Source organism: Mesorhizobium sp. C277A (assembly GCF_040324395.1).
In the GTDB taxonomy this organism is placed as follows: Bacteria; Pseudomonadota; Alphaproteobacteria; order Rhizobiales; family Rhizobiaceae; genus Mesorhizobium.
In genome coordinates this window covers 2029734-2045107 of record NZ_JAMYVW010000002.1, presented here as the reverse complement: position 1 = coordinate 2045107, position 15374 = coordinate 2029734, and the positions used below count along the sequence as shown (strand labels likewise).

Annotated in this window: 13 protein-coding genes, 1 tRNA gene and 1 pseudogene; 8 read left to right on the top strand and 7 right to left on the bottom strand. The window is 61.9% G+C overall.

Going from position 1 to position 15374, the window contains the following annotated elements:
* Positions 1 to 73: 73 nt before the first annotated feature.
* Positions 74 to 1285, top strand: coding sequence for a UbiH/UbiF family hydroxylase (locus NKK52_RS10210; RefSeq protein ID WP_023682519.1), 1212 nt, complete (start codon positions 74 to 76; stop codon positions 1283 to 1285).
* Here the strand turns inward: NKK52_RS10210 and NKK52_RS10205 are convergent.
* Complete coding sequence (locus NKK52_RS10205; protein WP_023682518.1) at positions 1262 to 2224, bottom strand: AEC family transporter; 963 nt, start codon at positions 2222 to 2224, stop codon at positions 1262 to 1264. The genes NKK52_RS10210 and NKK52_RS10205 overlap by 24 nt on opposite strands.
* A 224-nt stretch (positions 2225 to 2448) precedes the next feature.
* Here NKK52_RS10205 and hspQ point away from each other — a divergent pair, with 224 nt between their 5' ends.
* Positions 2449 to 2772: a heat shock protein HspQ gene (hspQ, locus tag NKK52_RS10200; protein WP_023668971.1), complete on the top strand. Its 324-nt coding sequence runs from the start codon at positions 2449 to 2451 to the stop codon at positions 2770 to 2772.
* Between the two features lie 81 nt (positions 2773 to 2853).
* On the opposite strand, the gene NKK52_RS10195 is transcribed toward hspQ, so the two are convergent.
* Positions 2854 to 3477 (bottom strand): invasion associated locus B family protein, encoded by a 624-nt coding sequence (locus NKK52_RS10195; protein ID WP_023668972.1) that lies wholly within the window; start codon positions 3475 to 3477, stop codon positions 2854 to 2856.
* Between the two features lie 260 nt (positions 3478 to 3737).
* Between NKK52_RS10195 and NKK52_RS10190 the strand changes: the two genes are divergently transcribed.
* The gene (locus tag NKK52_RS10190; RefSeq protein WP_023682517.1) at positions 3738 to 5558 is read left to right on the top strand and encodes an extracellular solute-binding protein; all 1821 of its coding nucleotides are present in this window, start codon (positions 3738 to 3740) and stop codon (positions 5556 to 5558) included.
* A gap of 49 nt (positions 5559 to 5607) precedes the next feature.
* Complete coding sequence (locus NKK52_RS10185; RefSeq protein ID WP_023682516.1) at positions 5608 to 6288, top strand: DsbA family oxidoreductase; 681 nt, start codon at positions 5608 to 5610, stop codon at positions 6286 to 6288.
* A gap of 6 nt (positions 6289 to 6294) precedes the next feature.
* Here NKK52_RS10185 and NKK52_RS10180 read toward each other — a convergent pair whose 3' ends face one another.
* A complete protein-coding gene (locus NKK52_RS10180) occupies positions 6295 to 6702 on the bottom strand; it encodes a hypothetical protein (RefSeq protein WP_196813629.1) in 408 nt (135 codons plus the stop codon).
* Positions 6703 to 7334: 632 nt separating this feature from the next.
* On the opposite strand from NKK52_RS10180, the gene NKK52_RS10175 reads away from it, so the two are divergent.
* Complete coding sequence (locus NKK52_RS10175) at positions 7335 to 9221, top strand: ABC transporter ATP-binding protein/permease (RefSeq protein ID WP_023682514.1); 1887 nt, start codon at positions 7335 to 7337, stop codon at positions 9219 to 9221.
* 289 nt (positions 9222 to 9510) lie between these two features.
* Positions 9511 to 10878, top strand: a pseudogene (mgtE, locus tag NKK52_RS10170) (magnesium transporter).
* A gap of 74 nt (positions 10879 to 10952) precedes the next feature.
* Here the strand turns inward: mgtE and gor are convergent.
* From gor to rpiA, 3 genes are all read right to left on the bottom strand, one after another.
* Positions 10953 to 12344: a glutathione-disulfide reductase gene (gene gor, locus NKK52_RS10165; protein WP_023682513.1), complete on the bottom strand. Its 1392-nt coding sequence runs from the start codon at positions 12342 to 12344 to the stop codon at positions 10953 to 10955.
* A gap of 124 nt (positions 12345 to 12468) precedes the next feature.
* Positions 12469 to 13086 carry a DUF2059 domain-containing protein gene (locus NKK52_RS10160; RefSeq protein ID WP_023668979.1) on the bottom strand — a complete coding sequence of 206 codons (618 nt, stop codon included), beginning with the start codon at positions 13084 to 13086 and terminating at the stop codon, positions 12469 to 12471.
* A complete protein-coding gene (gene rpiA / locus NKK52_RS10155; RefSeq protein WP_023682512.1) occupies positions 13073 to 13804 on the bottom strand; it encodes a ribose-5-phosphate isomerase RpiA in 732 nt (243 codons plus the stop codon). The genes NKK52_RS10160 and rpiA overlap by 14 nt, the downstream gene beginning before the upstream one ends.
* 155 nt (positions 13805 to 13959) lie before the next feature.
* Here rpiA and NKK52_RS10150 point away from each other — a divergent pair, with 155 nt between their 5' ends.
* Positions 13960 to 14643, top strand: a complete 684-nt coding sequence (locus NKK52_RS10150; RefSeq protein WP_023682511.1) for a phosphoglycolate phosphatase — start codon at positions 13960 to 13962, stop codon at positions 14641 to 14643.
* Positions 14644 to 14771: 128 nt separating this feature from the next.
* Positions 14772 to 14846: transfer RNA gene (locus NKK52_RS10145), tRNA-Val, on the top strand.
* Between the two features lie 38 nt (positions 14847 to 14884).
* Here the strand turns inward: NKK52_RS10145 and NKK52_RS10140 are convergent.
* Entirely contained in the window at positions 14885 to 15157 is a 273-nt protein-coding gene (locus NKK52_RS10140) for a hypothetical protein (protein ID WP_023682510.1), read from the bottom strand.
* Positions 15158 to 15374 lie beyond the last annotated feature (217 nt).

The following is a 15374-nucleotide window of genomic DNA, read 5'->3' as shown; positions in this document are numbered from 1 at the left end:
CCGCGTTGATCAAGCCGCATGGTCTGACCTATATCCATGGGTAGACACCTGCATCGCAAACTGGAAGTCCAATTTGGATCATCGCGAGACAGCACGGATACTGGTAGCCGGCAGCGGCCCTGCCGGACTGATCGCGGCGCTCGGTTTCGCCGAGGCGGGCTTTCCGGTAACCCTGGTCGGACCCGAAGCAGGCGGGCCCGATGGCCGGACCACGGCGCTGATGAACCCTGCTCTCAAGGTTCTCGATCGGCTGGGCGTGCTGGCCGAACTTGCGCCGAAGGCCGCGCCGCTGAAGGTCATGCGCATCGTTGATGCGACCAGCCGGCTGATCCGCAGCCCGGTGGTGACTTTTCGCGCCATAGAGATCGGCGAGGAGCAGTTCGGGCTCAACCTGCCCAACAGTGCGCTGAACCCGACGCTGGCCAAGTCCGTCGCGGCGCATCCCGGCATCGAATGGCTGACGTCGATGGTCGAGAGCTGGCGTCTGGACGCCGATCAGGCGCATGCCGTGTTGACTGATGGTCGCGAAGTCTCGGCCGCGCTTGCGGTCGCTGCCGATGGGCGCCTGTCGCCGGCGCGCGAGGCGGCAGGCATAGTGGCCTCGGTGCGATCCTACGGCCAAGCGGCGCTGGTGCTGAATTTTGGCCATCGCAGCGAACACGGCTTCACCTCGACCGAGTTCCACACAGAGACCGGGCCGTTCACCCAGGTGCCGCTGCCCGGCAACCGCTCCAGCCTCGTCTGGGTGGTGAAACCGGAGACGGCGAAGGACCTCGCCGCACTCGATGACGCGACGCTTTCCGAGCGTGTCGAGCAGCAGATGCAGTCGATGCTGGGCCGGGTGTCGGTCGAGCCCGGCCGACAAATTTACCCGCTTTCAGCGGCATCACCGGGGCGCTTCGCGCAAAACCGTGTGGCGCTGGTCGGCGAGGCTGCACATGTATTCCCGCCGATCGGAGCCCAAGGTCTCAACCTCGGCATCAGGGACATCGAGGATCTGATTGGAATCGCTGGTGAAAATCGCGGCGACCCCGGCGCCGCGAAGGCCCTGGCCGCCTATGATTCCAGGCGCCGTCCCGACATTCTGGCGCGTTCCGGCGCGGTCAATCTGCTCAACATGTCGCTGCTTTCGGACATGCTGCCGGCGCAGATGGCACGCAGCGCCGGCCTCAATGTGCTCGGCAGTTTCGCGCCGCTGCGCGCCTTTTTCATGCGCGAAGGCTTAAGGCCGGGCAGCGGCTTTGCGGCGCTTACCGGCGGTTCAGGGAAACAGGTCCGGCGGTAAGATGCCGTGGCGGATCATGTAGAGCAGCCCGGTCACCGTCAGCACCGAGAGGCAGGTGGTGATCAGCACGCTGGCCGAGGCGCGTTGCACCCAGACGCCATATTGCTGGGCGATGACGAAGACGTTGGTTGCGGTCGGTAATGCCGCCAAAAGCACGGCTGAAAAAACCCAGATTTCGGAAAAGTTCCCGATCCAGCTCAGCACGACGTAGCAGAGCGATGGATGCAGGATCAGCTTCAGCGCCGCGATCGACGCCAGCTCATGCGGCACGCGGTTGAGCGGCCGGAGCGCAAGCGTCACGCCCATGGCAAACAGGGCGCAAGGGGCGGCTGCCCGCGAAAGATATTCAAGCAGGCGACCGACCGGCTGCGGTGGGTGAAAGCCGAGATAGGCGGCGCCGACGCCAAGCGCGGTCGCGATGATGAACGGGTGCAGGACGATTTTCCTGACTACGCCGAGGATGAGCCGCCACGGCGATGTCTTGTCGTCGCCCGACAGCGCCATCATCATCGGCGCGATGGCGAAATGCATGATATTTTCGAAGCAGAAGATCAGCGCGACGGGAACCGCCGCTTGTTGGCCGAAGGCGAGCAGCGCCAGCCCCGGCCCCATATAGCCGATATTGCCGTAGGCCGCGGCCAGCGCCTTGATCGTCGACTGGGCGATCTCGCCGCGCGACGCCGTCACCGACCATACGAACATGATCGAGAAGATCGTGTAGGTGGAAAATACCGAGCCGAAGATGAAGCGCCATTCGGTCAACTGTTCGAACGGCGTGCGGGCCAGCAATTGGAAGAACAGGGCAGGAAGCGCGACATAGACGATGAAGGTGTTCATCCAGCCAAGCGCTTCCAGCGGCTGCCTGGTGATGCGCGCGACCAGAAAGCCGATGAAAATCAGCCCGAAGAACGGAAGAACAAGACCGACAATGTCAGACATTTTTGCCCTGGCCCGAAACCCCGGGACCGGGCTAGCCCGTAGCTTCATCGGGCGTCAAGCGCTTCGGCATTGAACTGACACGCTTTCTGCGCCAAATAAAGCCTGATCCCAGACCTAAGTCGGGCTCGATTTTTGGCCACGGTGTGTGTAAATTCAAAGTCTTAGAGCGCTCTTCGCACATTCGAGGGGACGCCGGGCGCTCTAGAGGCTTAGTGGTGAGTATGATGAAAACGGCCAAATTTTCGATCGGACAGGTGGTTCGTCATCGGCTGTTTCCGTTCCGCGGCATCATTTTCGATGTCGATCCGCAATTTGCCAACACCGACGAATGGTACGAAGCCATCCCGGCCGACGTGCGGCCGCGCAAGGACCAGCCGTTCTATCACCTGCTCGCCGAGAATTCGGAAACCGAATACATCGCCTATGTCTCCGAGCAGAACCTGCTCGAGGATCAATCGGGCGAACCGGTCCGGCATCCACAGATCGGCGAGATGTTCGACAAGCGGCCCGACGGACGCTATGAGCCAAAACGCCAGTCGAGACACTGACATCACCTTGCATCGACGTGACGACAACAAAAAAGCGGGGCATGACCCCGCTTTTTGTCGCTCCGGTATCTGTCCCGGCGATTAGTTGGCGGCTTTGGCCTTGGCCTGCTCGTCCTTGAGCTTCTTGGCGAAGTCCTGGTTGTTCTTGACGACGAAATCCTGAAGTTTTTTCTGCCGATCCTCGATGTCCGACTGCTGCAGCGGCGCGCCGTCAAAGGCGCCGCTGAAGCCGGTCAAGGCAACCTTGATTGGATTTGGCTGACTCTGGAAGTTGATCGAGGTCAGCGTGATCGCCTGTCCCTTCTTGAAGGACGCGACGAGCGCGTCGGTCAGCGGCACTTCGGCAACGCAACGGTCGGCGAAGCAAATGACATAATCCAGCTTCGTCGCCTTGCCGGCGTCTATTTGCAGGGCGATGCCGGGGGGCACCAGGCGACCTGGGGGAACCGTGACCTGGAAGACCTTGCGGTTTACCTTGCCCTTCAACTCGATCAGGCTGACGCCGGTGACGAACTGGCCGTTGCCGGCAGTGATGATGTTCTGGACATTGCAGATGTCGACATCTTCCTGCTTGGTGCAGGCCTTGAACCAACCCTGCGGAATCTGTTGCTGTGCCGAAGCGGTGGGAAGTCCGGCGCCCAGAAAGCCGACCACGCCCGCGGCCAGGACCGAAAGGCGGTATGCGTTGCTGTTCAGGCTCGTCATGTCGTGCATTTCCTCTCAAATGATCCCGGGACCGGCTTCTTCGCGCCGTGTGGTCCTGCTACCTGTTGCCGAATTGAGGCAACAGAATGACTTCGGAGCGCGTGTTACACTGCATGAGCAGCCGAATCCAGCCCGCCGCCTGCAATTCTTGGCCTCGCAATTTGGGTCGTGCGATTTGGGTTGATGTATCTGGCCGGAGCGCCGCGGCGCCATGTTAGGGTGCACTTCGAATCATCAAGCCGCCCAGTAAGGAGACGGTCATGGGCCGCATTCTTGTTTGGCTGATCGCCGCAATTTCGTTCTTCGCCTTTGCACCCGGCGTGGCGATGTCGGAACCGAAACATGCCATCGCCATGCAGGGCGAGCCGGCGCTGCCAGCCGACTACCAGCATTTCGACTACGTCAATCCCGATGCGCCCAAGGGCGGCAACATCACTTACTGCGTCGTCGGCAGCTTCGACAATCTGAACCCGTTCATCCTGAAGAGCCTGCGCACCACGGCGCGCGGCATGCAGGACCTCATTTTCGGCAATCTCGTCTTCGAGCCGTTGATGATGCGCAACTACGACGAGGCCTTCAGCCTCTATGGCCTGCTCGCAGACACAGCCGATATGGATCCCGAGCGCAAGTGGATCGAGTTCCATCTCAACCCAAATGCAAAGTGGTCCGATGGCGAGCCGGTGACGCCGGATGACGTGCTTTTCACCTACGATGTCTTCACCGACAAGGGCCGCCCGCCCTATAGGGACCGCATGAGCCTGATCGCCAAGCTCGAAAAGACCGGCGATCACAGCGTGCGCTTCACCTTCAACGACAAGGCCAATCGCGAGACCCCCTTGATCATCGCGCTAACGCCGATCATCCCAAAGCACGCCTTCAACAAGGATACCTTCGACAAGACGACGTTGAAGCCGGTGATCGGCAGCGGTCCCTATACCATCGACAAGGTGCAGCCGGGACAGCGCATCGTCTTCAAGCGCAATCCAAATTACTGGGGCAAGGACATCCCTTCCAAGCGCGGCTTCGACAATTACGACCAGATCACCATCGAGTACTTCCTCAACGCCAATGCCAAGACGGAAGCGTTCAAGAAAGGCATCTGCGCCATTTACGATGAGGGCGATCCGGTCAAGCGCGAGCGCGATATCGATTTTCCCGCCTTTCATCGCGGCGAGGTGATCGCCGAGACCTTCGACACCGTCATACCGCCCGTGGTGACCGGCTTCCTGTTCAACACGCGACTGGAGAAGTTTTCCAATCCGGAGGTGCGGCGCGCGCTCGGCATGCTCTACGACTTCGAATGGGCCAACAAGAACCTGTTCGGCGGTAAGTACACGCGAACGATGAGCTACTGGCAGAATTCCGAACTTTCCGCGCTCGGCCATCCCGCTAGCGACAGGGAAAAGGCGCTGCTGGCGCCCTACCCCGGCCGCGTGCCGGCCGATGTCATGGACGGCAGCTGGCGCCCGCCGGTGAATGACGGCACCGGCCAGGACCGCAAGGTGCTGAAGCTGGCGTTCGACCTGCTGAAGAGCCAGGGCTACGCCGTTAGGGATGGCGTCCTGCTGGATCCCAAGGGAAACCCGTTCGGTTTCGAGATCCTGACGACGTCGCAGGACGAGGAACGCTTTGCCGCCATCTATCAGCGCTCGCTGGAAAAGATCGGCATCGCGGTGACCATCCGCAGCCTCGAGGCCGACCAGATCCAGTCGCGCAAGCAGCGTTTCGACTTTGAGGTTCTTGTCGGGTCGAGCGGGTTCAGCAACTCGCTGTCTCCCGGTATGGAGCAGAACCTTCGCTGGGGTTCTTCAGAGGCCAAAAGAGAAGGTTCATTCAATCTGGCCGGCGTCGCCGATCCGGCGGTCGACGCGGCGATCGACGCGATGCTAAGAGCACGGACCAAGGAAGACTATGTCGCCGCCGTGCGCGTGCTCGACCGATTGCTGATCTCCGGCAATTACATGGTGCCGATGCAGTACAACGCGCAGCAATGGCTCGCTTACTGGAATTATCTGGACCATCCCAAAAAGACGCCCATATTCGGTTATCAATGGCCGACCTGGTGGCGCAAGCCGAACTGAGCGTGGCCGAGATCGGTCTCGCTGAAACGTTCGGCTGCAGGAGATCAAGATGAGCGATGACAATTCCATTACCATCGACGTGGTCTCCGACGTCGTCTGCCCCTGGTGCTTCGTCGGCCAGAGGCGGCTCGACAAGGCGATCGCCGCTGCTGGCGACGTCCAGGTTCATGTGCGCTGGCGGCCGTTCCAGCTCGACCCGACCATCCCATCCGAGGGCAAGGACCGGCGCGAATACATGCTGGCCAAATTCGGCAGCGACGAGCGCATCCGTCAGATGCATGCCCGCATAGAGCCGCTCGGCGAAGCCGAAGGCATCGATTTCGCTTTCGACGCCATCAAGGTGGCCGCCAACACGCTGGACGCGCATCGTGTCATCCGCTGGGCCGGTGCCGCCGGTGAAGCCGTGCAGAACCGGCTCGTGCGCCGGCTGTTCCAGCTGTATTTCGAGGAAGGCGGCAATATTGGCGACCACGCCGTGCTGGTCGATGCCGCCCGCGAGGCAGGCATGGACGCTGCCGTGGTCGAAACGCTGTTGCCGACCGATGCCGACGTCGAGGAGGTGCGCACAGAAATCGCCACGGCATCGCGGATGGGGATCACCGGCGTGCCGTGTTTCCTGCTCGAAGGCAAATACGCCGTCATGGGCGCGCAGGACGCCGACACGCTGACTGATGCCATCCGCCAAGTCGCGGCCGCAAAGGCCAAGGGCGAGCTGGAAAGGGCCGGCTGACCGAAGTTATTTCACCGTCACCTTGGCTTTGCTGAGGAAGAAGCCATGCCCGTTGCTGCCCGTGCAGGTCAGTCCCTTGGTTGACGACTGGCAGGTAAACGGCCCTTTGCTCCAGCTGTTGCCATAGGCCAGCTTCGCGACATCGCTGCAGCAGCCCTGCTCTCCCGGATTCTTGATCAAGGTCGCCGGGCCGTTCGGCCCAAGGATCACGGTGACGTAGCTGGGCTCGACGCGCGAACAGCTCAGTTCCGGACCGCCATCCTGTGGTTCGTAGGTGCTGGTGCCGCCCTTCGGCGTGTAGATGCAGCCGATGTTGCCGGACGGAGCATTGAACTCGATTTGCCCTTCGGCGCTTGCCGGAATGGTCTGGCTGACGGCATGCGCAAGAGGCAGCCAGGCAAAGAGCGTCACCATTGCGGGAACGGCTGCGCGTGCAAGCATTGGGGAGCTTCCTTGTTGGGGACCGGACATGCATCGGTGCCGACAGTGCCCGGCAAGGTTCATTCCAGTGCGCTTGATTGTCAAACGGTGTTGAGCTGCAGCTAAAAAGCGTGGGCCAACTCATGAGCAGTCGCCGTGCAGGAGCGACGATCTTGCGTGCCCAACCATGATGGCCGGTGAAATGATTCGGGCGGCCTGGGGCGATCACGGACGGCAATTTTTCGGGCGATCCGGTTAGCGCGCGGTGGGAAAACCGGCCGACGGGCAGGCCTTTTGGTCACAAAGCCGTGTATGAGCCTTCCCTCAGGGAATATATTCGCACATCTGAGCGTTCTCGCAACACATTGAAACAAAGGACAAATTTGACCCAAAGGCGGCGATCTCGCAGCACCAACTGTTGCCTCATGGCAACGGCGGGTGGGCTGCTTCACATTCGCCGGGATAAAATTCATAGAAAATGATCAATTGGTGTTACTATCCGTAACAAAACTAAAAAAGGTTTGGGCGGGATTGTGATTCGGGTCGACAGACCGCGACGTTCAATATCGGCACTTTGGAACCGCGACGCCCCCGCCGGGCCGTCGCCCCTGACGCCAGTATCGTCGATGCGGACCTTCTGGGGACTGATGCGGGCCTACTGGTTCTCGGACCGGTGGAGGGAAGCCTGGGCTCTCACCGTCGTCCTCGCACTCATCATAGCCCTGTCGAGCAAGGCGGACGTCTGGTTTACCGTGTTGGCGGGCGAACTGGCAGCCTCAATCGCTTTTTTTCACGACGCCGCGAATACCACGCCCCTTGAATCGGTGCTTACCAATGCCGGCCTGCTTGTCCTGCTGGTCGTGTTCAAGGACATGGGAATCATAGGCGCCTGCAAATTTGTATCGGCGACATTGCATCGCAAATGGCGCGCCTGGTTGAACGCGCGTTTCAATGCGGCGCTGCTCGATACCAACCATACGCACTACCACGCCCAGAATGGCTCGCCAGATGCGCCAGCGCCCGACAACATTGATCAGCGCGTGCAGGAATCCATCAAAGACATGGCGGGCGGCGCCATCGGGCTTGCCCAAGGTGTGTTCGGCGTCTTCACCTCACTTTATTTTGTCGGCGGCGCTTTGCTGGCGAATTCCGTGGAGGTAAAAGGCTTGGATGCCCTCGGCAGCTATGGCAGCGCCGTCCTCGCTCTGCTGGCAGTTGCCATCTATGTGCCCGTCAATACCTGGATCGCGATCAAACTCGGCGGAATGCTGGAGTGGCTCAATGTCAGGATGCAGAAGGCCGAAGGCACCTATCGCAGCGAGCTGATCACCTTGTTGCGCCGCAGTTTCCATGTGTCAGCGTCGCAAGGCGAAGACGTGCAAAAGACGATACATGGACGGCTCTATCTGGATATCGATACCACCTGGTCGAAGCTCAACATCGTCAACACCCTCTATGCGGGATTCGAATCGGTCTATAATTTCGTCGGGGCCAAAGTTGTCGCCTACGGACCTGGTCTGGTGCCGTTCATCCACAACGGCGTCGACCTCAAGGGCTACATAACCGGTTCCGAGCAGGTCAACGCGCTGATCAGCAAATGTTCCTGGTTCATCCATGTCATGCCGAGTCTCGCCACCTTGCGGGCCAACAGCCAGCGCGTCATTGAATTGGCGCACGCCATTGAAAACGTCCAACAGCCGCAGGAATTCTACAGCCAGACCGGCCGTTCCGATTTCCACTATGCCAGCCAGAACCCGGTCTTCGGCCTGACCATCCAGAAGCTTGAACTGGCGCATCAGGGTGAAGACGCCACGCCGTTCCTGAGCGCAGCCAATCTGCGCTTTCGGCGCGGCGAGTGGGCATTCCTCAAGGGCGAATCCGGCTGCGGCAAGACTTCGCTGATCAAGGCGATCAACGGCTTGTGGCCTTATGGCCGCGGCACCATCGTCTTCCCTGACGGTGTGAGGAGCTTCTATGCCGCCCAGGAGGTCAAGCTGCAGCAGGTGTCGCTGAAGCAGCTGGTGTGCCTGCCCGGCTCCGAGGACGACTATGGCGATGCGCAGGTCGCGGCAGCCCTGCACAAGGCCGGCCTTGGCGATTTCATCGAACACATGGCCGATGAAAGCCGCGAGGGAAAGATCTGGGACCAGCTGCTGTCCGGCGGCCAGAAGCAGAAGCTGGTGGTGGCCCGCATCGTGCTGCAGCAACCGGGACTGCTGTTCCTCGACGAAGCGACCGGCGCGCTCGATCCGGATGGCAAGATCGCCTTCCACCAGGCCATCAAGGACAACTGTCCCGATGTCACGGTGATCAGCATCATGCATGAGGCGGTGGCGCCACGCTCGGCCTCGGGCGAGGAATTCTACCACAGCGTGGTCGCGATCGCCGACGGCGTCGCCACCAAGAGGCCGCTTGTTCCGAACCTTCCGCGCGAGCTCACCACCATCCTTACGCAGCCGCGGCCGGTCGAGGACAAATGGATGCGTTTTTCACGCCGGCTGAAGCAGAAATAGCAGCCACGCCGAAGCGCGTTCCGCCACTGGCGGCGGGGCACTCGCTCCCTCCCCCTTCAATAATCATCACAGTCTCGCGATTGGGCGGCTCCCGGCTGTTTTCCGCCACCCCCGCGATTGACTCGCCAAGATGCGCTCCTATGTTGCGCCCGCTCGCTGAATTCCAACTCGAACCCGCGAGCAGAAAGGTCACCGCGCCATGCCTGGCGACAGTAGTCGAACGCAACCGCCGTCCGCCTCGATGTGACCTCTAACGGCTCACGTCCCGCCGGACGGCAAGGAGTGAGCCATGAACGAATTTACCCCCGTCGTAGCAAGCGACGATGCCGTCGCTATCGCGCGTATCCTTGCCAATGATCACGTCGCCGATGTCGTCGAGGCCCTGAACCGGGAATCTCGCGATACCGCGATAGAACTGCTTTGCGAAATGCCGTTCGAGCGGCTGGTCGAGATCTTCGACCAGCCTGAACTCGACGGCGCCTCCGATCTGGCCGAGGCGCTGCCGCGCGCCAAAGCGTGCAAGCTCCTGACCGCCATGTAGGTCGACCGCGCCGCCGATATCCTGCGCGAACTGGACGAACCGGCGAGCTCCGAGCTGCTCGGCGGGTTGGTCCCGCCGCTGCGGGCAACGCTGCTTTCCATTCTCGGCTATCCCGAAGGCAGCGCCGCCTCGATCATGACGACCGAATTCGTCAGCGTGCCGTCGGACTGGTCCGTCGGGCGCACGCTCGACTACATCCGCAAGGTGGAGCGGACGCGGGAGACCGTCTACGCCATCTACATCGTCGATCCAGACACGCATGTGCTGGTGCGCTCGACCGGCCTGCGCCGGCTGATCACCGGCGAGCCGGACGATCCGATCCTGTCGGTGGCGCCGGATCGCGCCCCGGTGACGGTGACGCCGCTGACCGATCGCGAGACACTGGCGCAGACGATCTCCAAATATGACCTGCTCGCGGTTCCCGTCGTCGACCATGGCAAGATCCTCGGCATCGTCACCATCGACGACATCATCGACACCATGATCGAGGAGACGACCGAGGACGCGCATCGCTTCGGCGGCATGGAGGCGCTCGACGAGCCCTACATGAAGATGAGCTTTCTCGCCATGATCAAGAAGCGCGGCGGCTGGCTGTGCGCGCTGTTCATCTCGGAGATGCTGACCGCCAATGCCATGCAAAGCTATGAAGGCGAACTGCAAAAAGCGATCGTGCTCACTCTGTTCATCCCGCTGATCATGAGCTCGGGCGGCAATTCCGGTTCGCAGGCGACCTCGCTCGTCATTCGCGCGCTGGCGCTGCGCGAGATCGGCCTTCGCGACTGGTGGCGGGTGGCGTTGCGCGAATTGCCCACCGGCTTCGTGCTCGGCGCCATGCTTGGCGTGGTCGGCATCTGCCGCATCGCGCTCTGGCAATATATGGGCTTCTACGATTATGGGCCGCATTGGCCGCTGATCGCGGCGACCGTGGGGGCAGCCCTTGTCGGTATCGTCACCTTCGGCTCGCTGTCGGGGTCGATGCTGCCGTTCGCGCTGAAACGGATCGGCTTCGATCCGGCGAGCGCCTCGGCGCCGTTCGTCGCCACGCTGGTCGATGTCACCGGCCTGGTGATCTATTTCTCGGTGGCGCTGGTCATCCTGCGCGGCACTTTGTTGTAATAAGCTTCAGGCCTCCCATCTCGGTGGCAACAGCGGCTGCCATGGGGGGTTCTTCAAGATCGAGCGCGCGGGCGTCAATCGACCCGCACGCCGTTCTTCACGCGGTAGGTAGGCTTGTACATGGTGACCAGTTCCTCCGCTGCCGTCGGGTGGACGGCCATGGTGCGGTCGAAATCATCCTTGGTGACGCCGGCCTTCAGCGGAATGCCGAGCAACTGCGCCATCTCGCCGGCGTCCGGCCCGAGGATGTGCGCGCCGAGCACTTTTCGCGTGGCGCCATCGACCACCAGCTTCGTCAGCATCCTTTCGTCGCGGCCCGACAGCGTGTGCCGCATCGGCCGGAATGTGGCGCGGTAGATTTCGATATCGGAGTAGCGCTTGACGGCATCGTCCTCGGACAGCCCGACGGTGCCGATCTCCGGCTGTGAGAAGACGGCGGTCGGAATGGTGTCGTGGTCGGGCGCGGTCGGATTGCCCTTGAATGCGGTCTCGATGAAGCACATGGCTTCGTGGATCGCCACCGGCGTCAACTGCACGCGGTTGGTGACGTCGCCGATCGCCCAGATGTTGTCGATGTTGGTGCGGGAATATTCGTCGACAACGATGGCGCCGGTTTTGCCGAGTTCGATGCCGACGCCTTCCAGGCCCATATTCTCAGTGTTGGGGAGGCGGCCGATGGCGAGCATGACCTGGTCGACTGTCAGCACCTTGCCGCCGGTGACCAACGCATCCAGCCTGCCGTCCGGCCGCTTGCGGACCCATTCCGACACGGCGTGGCAGAGGATCTTGATTCCCTTCTTTTCCATGGTTTCGTGCAGCATGCGCCGCAGGTCCATGTCGAAGCGCGACAGTATCTCCTTGCCGCGATAGACCAGCGTGGTGTCGACGCCCAAGCCATGGAAGATATTGGCGAATTCGACGGCGATGTAGCCGCCGCCCTCGATCATGATCGCCTTCGGCAGTTGCTTGAGGTCGAAAACCTCATTGGAAAAGATGCAATGCTCGTGACCGGGCAGCGCCGGGTGCGGCGCCGGCCGGCCGCCGGTGGCGATCAGGATCTGGTCGGCGGTGACGGTGCGGTCATCGCCCAGGAGATGCACGACATGCGGGTCGACCAGCATGGCGCGCGAGTGGAACGTCTCGCCGCCGGCGCCTTTCACGTTCTTTTCGTAGATCGCTTCCAGACGGGCGATCTCGCGGTCCTTGTTGGCGACCAGCGTCGGCCAGTCGAAGCTCGCCTCCGGCACCGTCCAGCCATAGCCGGCGGCGTCGGCAAAATGCTCGGGAAATTGCGAGGCATAGACATAGAGTTTTTTCGGCACGCAGCCACGGATGACGCAGGTGCCGCCATAGCGGTATTCCTCGGCGATGCCGACACGCTTGCCGAGCGCTGCCGCCACGCGCGCCGCCCTCACCCCGCCGGAGCCGCCGCCGATGACGAAGAGATCGTAGTCGTAACCGGCCATGCTGCTGTTCCTTGCCTCAAGAAATGTTTGAGACAGGTAGGCCGCATGAAGCCAAAAGAAAAGCCCGGTTTCCACCGGGCTTTCTGGTCCAGCGGCAAGGATGCCGGTGGCGAAATCAGACGTCTTAGTTCTTCGGCGCTTCCGGCTGGTCACCGTCTGCGGGCGCATCGCCGTCGGCAGGTGCAGCGCCATCGGCGGGGGCAGTTGCGTTATCCGGCGCAGGCGCGGCCGGAGCAGCGGCCTTCGCGGCGGCTGCCAGCGTTTCGCCGACCTGCTGGGCGAGATCGCGCGCCAGGCCGTTCTGCCAGATGTCGGCGGCCTTGACCAGTTCGCGCGTCACGTTGGGGCCGTTGTCGAGCAGCTTCTTGCCGGCATCGGAATTGTAGAAGGCGGCGATGTCGGTGAGATCCTTCTCGGAGAACACCTTGGCATAGGCGAGCGCTGCTTCCTTCTCCAGATCGGCACGGCGCGAGGCCAGCGCCAGTGCCTTTTCGCTGACGGTCTTGCCGATCAGCTCCTGCATATCAGGGTTCTTCTGGATAAGCTGCTGCTCGAGCGAGGCCGCCGCTTGCGGCAGGATGTTGTCGAACGAGTCGGTCGCGTGGATTGCCGTGACCGCCGCCCGTGCCGCCTTCAGATGCGATTCCGTGATCTCCTGCGAGAACGCCGGGGAAGAGAAGGCGAAAACGGCCGAAGCCGCCAGAACGGCGCAAAGATTGCGAACCCGGTTATGCAACATCATGATCGGTAGAACTCCCTGGTTTTCGGGCGGCATGGACTGTTTGGATGCCGTCGCCGCCGGCGATGATGGCCGCTGACGCCAGCCCGATGAAAAGACCATGCTCGACCACACCAGGAATGGCATGGAGAGCATTAGAAAGCGCTCTTGTATCCGGAATGCGGCCAAAAGATGCATCGAGGATAAAATGGCCGCCGTCTGTAACAAAAGGCTGCCCCCCCGTCATCCTCAATGTAACCGGGCCGGAAAGGCCGAGACTTTTGGCCGCTGCCGCGACCGCGATTTCGGTGGCGCGCAGGCCGAACCGGTTGACTTCGATCGGCAAGGGAAACCGGCCAAGGGTGTCGACCATCTTCGAGCGATCGGCAATGACGATCATGCGCTGAGATGCCGCCGCGACGATCTTCTCGCGCAGCAGCGCGCCGCCGCCGCCCTTGATCAGCGTCAGCGCCGCGTCGATCTCGTCGGCGCCGTCGACGGTAAGGTCGAGCTCGGGCGTGTCCTCAAGCGTCGACAGCGGCACGCCGAGTTCGCGGCAAAGGGCTGCAGTGCGCTCCGACGTCGGCACGCCGATGACGGACAAGCCCGTGGCGATCTTTTCGGCCAGCAGCCGCACGAATTCGTCGGCCGTCGTCCCGGTGCCGATGCCGATGCGCATGCCGTCGCTGACATGGGCAAGGGCAGCCCGCGCGGCCTCGACTTTCAACTGCCTCGCATCCATGCTCGCCCCAGGGGTTTGGCTTGGTTCTGATTTTTCTGGATGCGCGCTCCTAGCACTTTTGCCCGCAGGGTCAAAGACTTTGGCTCGCACCGGCTTGCCTGAAAGAAGCGCAGCCGCTATCGCCTGCCTGCAATGCATCAGCCACAGGACAGGCCATGACCCAACCGATCATCGTGTTCGACCTCGACGGGACGCTGATCGACACGGCGCCGGACCTGCTCGACAGCCTCAACCACAGCCTTGCCGCCAGCGAGCTTGCCGCTGTCGACGAGGCCGGCTTCCGGCGTTTTGTCGGCCAGGGCGGACGGGTGATGATCGAGCGCGCGCATACCGCGCAGCAGAAGTCGCTGGCGGTGGAGGAGCACGACCGGCTGCTCAAGCTGTTCCTCGACCACTACACACTCAACATCCCCGGCAAGTCGCGCCCCTACCCCGGTGTCGTCGAAGCCATCGCCCGCTTCGAGAAGGCCGGCTATCTGCTCGCCATCTGCACCAACAAATATGAGGCGAATTCGAAAGCGCTGATCGAGGCGCTCGGCCTGACAAAGCATTTCGCCGCGATCGCCGGCCAGGACACGTTCGCCTTCCGCAAGCCCGACCCGCGCCATCTGACCGGGACCATCCGGCTCGCCGGCGGCGATCCGCATCATGCGCTGATGGTCGGCGATTCGCAGACCGACATCGACACCGCCAAGGCAGCCGGCATTCCGGTGGTCGCCGTCGATTTCGGCTACACCGACCGCCATGTCAGAGAATTCGAGCCGTCGGCGGTGATTTCGCATTTCGACGCGCTGACGCTCGACCTGGCGGAACGGCTGATTGCAGCTGCGGCCGGCTGAGCGAAACGGGCGATTGCGCGGCAGCGCCTGCCCTCGCCTATTTCAGGCATAGAAGGCGGGCGCCTCGCCTTGACTTCACAACCCTGCCTCCCTTATATCGCGGCTCGCTTGGCCTTCGGGCAACGAGCGGGCGATTAGCTCAGCGGGAGAGCACACCCTTCACACGGGTGGGGTCGCAGGTTCAATCCCTGCATCGCCCACCATTTTCTTCCCCTGAACAACACACTCCAAGCCAGCACTGCTAGCAGCTGCAACTCGCCCCTTCCCCACCAAAATTCTTCTGCGCAAAGTTCAACGCGCTTGAGTAGCTCGTATAGCTCTGGAACTGGCAGACATCAGAGCCGTTGCGCACCTTCATCTGCTCGATATCCCAGAACGAAACCTCGATGTGATCGTTGGCGCAGTAGACCGTGTATTTTTCAGGCTCCAGCGCGCTGGCTTTCTGCAGCGGCATGGAGACGGCAGGACTGGAAAGCGCGAAAAGTGCAAGCATGACGGCGTGACGCGTGCGCATGGAAAACCCCCAGAGTGAAACCAGCCCGTATTATCGCCGCTATTTCTAAGCGGTGCATCACGGCTTTTTGACGAACCGTTTTCTCCCGGCGACTGGCTCGCAGCCGGCTATATGCCGATCTCCAGTGGGTTGGCGCCGATAATCGGTACCGCTCGGGCGGTTGCCGCCTTGCCGGCAGCAGTGAGGTCGGCTCGGATTGCTGCCATTCGATCGCGGG

Bases quoted from the DNA above. Each gene is read 5' to 3' on its own strand.
- NKK52_RS10205 (WP_023682518.1), bottom strand. From the start codon at position 2,224: ATGTCTGACATTGTCGGTCTTGTTCTTCCGTTCTTCGGGCTGATTTTC.
- hspQ (WP_023668971.1), top strand. From the start codon at position 2,449: ATGAAAACGGCCAAATTTTCGATCGGACAGGTGGTTCGTCATCGGCTG.
- NKK52_RS10195 (WP_023668972.1), bottom strand. From the start codon at position 3,477: ATGACGAGCCTGAACAGCAACGCATACCGCCTTTCGGTCCTGGCCGCG.
- NKK52_RS10190 (WP_023682517.1), top strand. From the start codon at position 3,738: ATGGGCCGCATTCTTGTTTGGCTGATCGCCGCAATTTCGTTCTTCGCC.
- NKK52_RS10185 (WP_023682516.1), top strand. From the start codon at position 5,608: ATGAGCGATGACAATTCCATTACCATCGACGTGGTCTCCGACGTCGTC.
- NKK52_RS10180 (WP_196813629.1), bottom strand. From the start codon at position 6,702: ATGGTGACGCTCTTTGCCTGGCTGCCTCTTGCGCATGCCGTCAGCCAG.
- NKK52_RS10175 (WP_023682514.1), top strand. From the start codon at position 7,335: ATGCGGACCTTCTGGGGACTGATGCGGGCCTACTGGTTCTCGGACCGG.
- gor (WP_023682513.1), bottom strand. From the start codon at position 12,344: ATGGCCGGTTACGACTACGATCTCTTCGTCATCGGCGGCGGCTCCGGC.
- NKK52_RS10160 (WP_023668979.1), bottom strand. From the start codon at position 13,086: ATGATGTTGCATAACCGGGTTCGCAATCTTTGCGCCGTTCTGGCGGCT.
- rpiA (WP_023682512.1), bottom strand. From the start codon at position 13,804: ATGGATGCGAGGCAGTTGAAAGTCGAGGCCGCGCGGGCTGCCCTTGCC.
- NKK52_RS10150 (WP_023682511.1), top strand. From the start codon at position 13,960: ATGACCCAACCGATCATCGTGTTCGACCTCGACGGGACGCTGATCGAC.
- NKK52_RS10140 (WP_023682510.1), bottom strand. From the start codon at position 15,157: ATGCGCACGCGTCACGCCGTCATGCTTGCACTTTTCGCGCTTTCCAGT.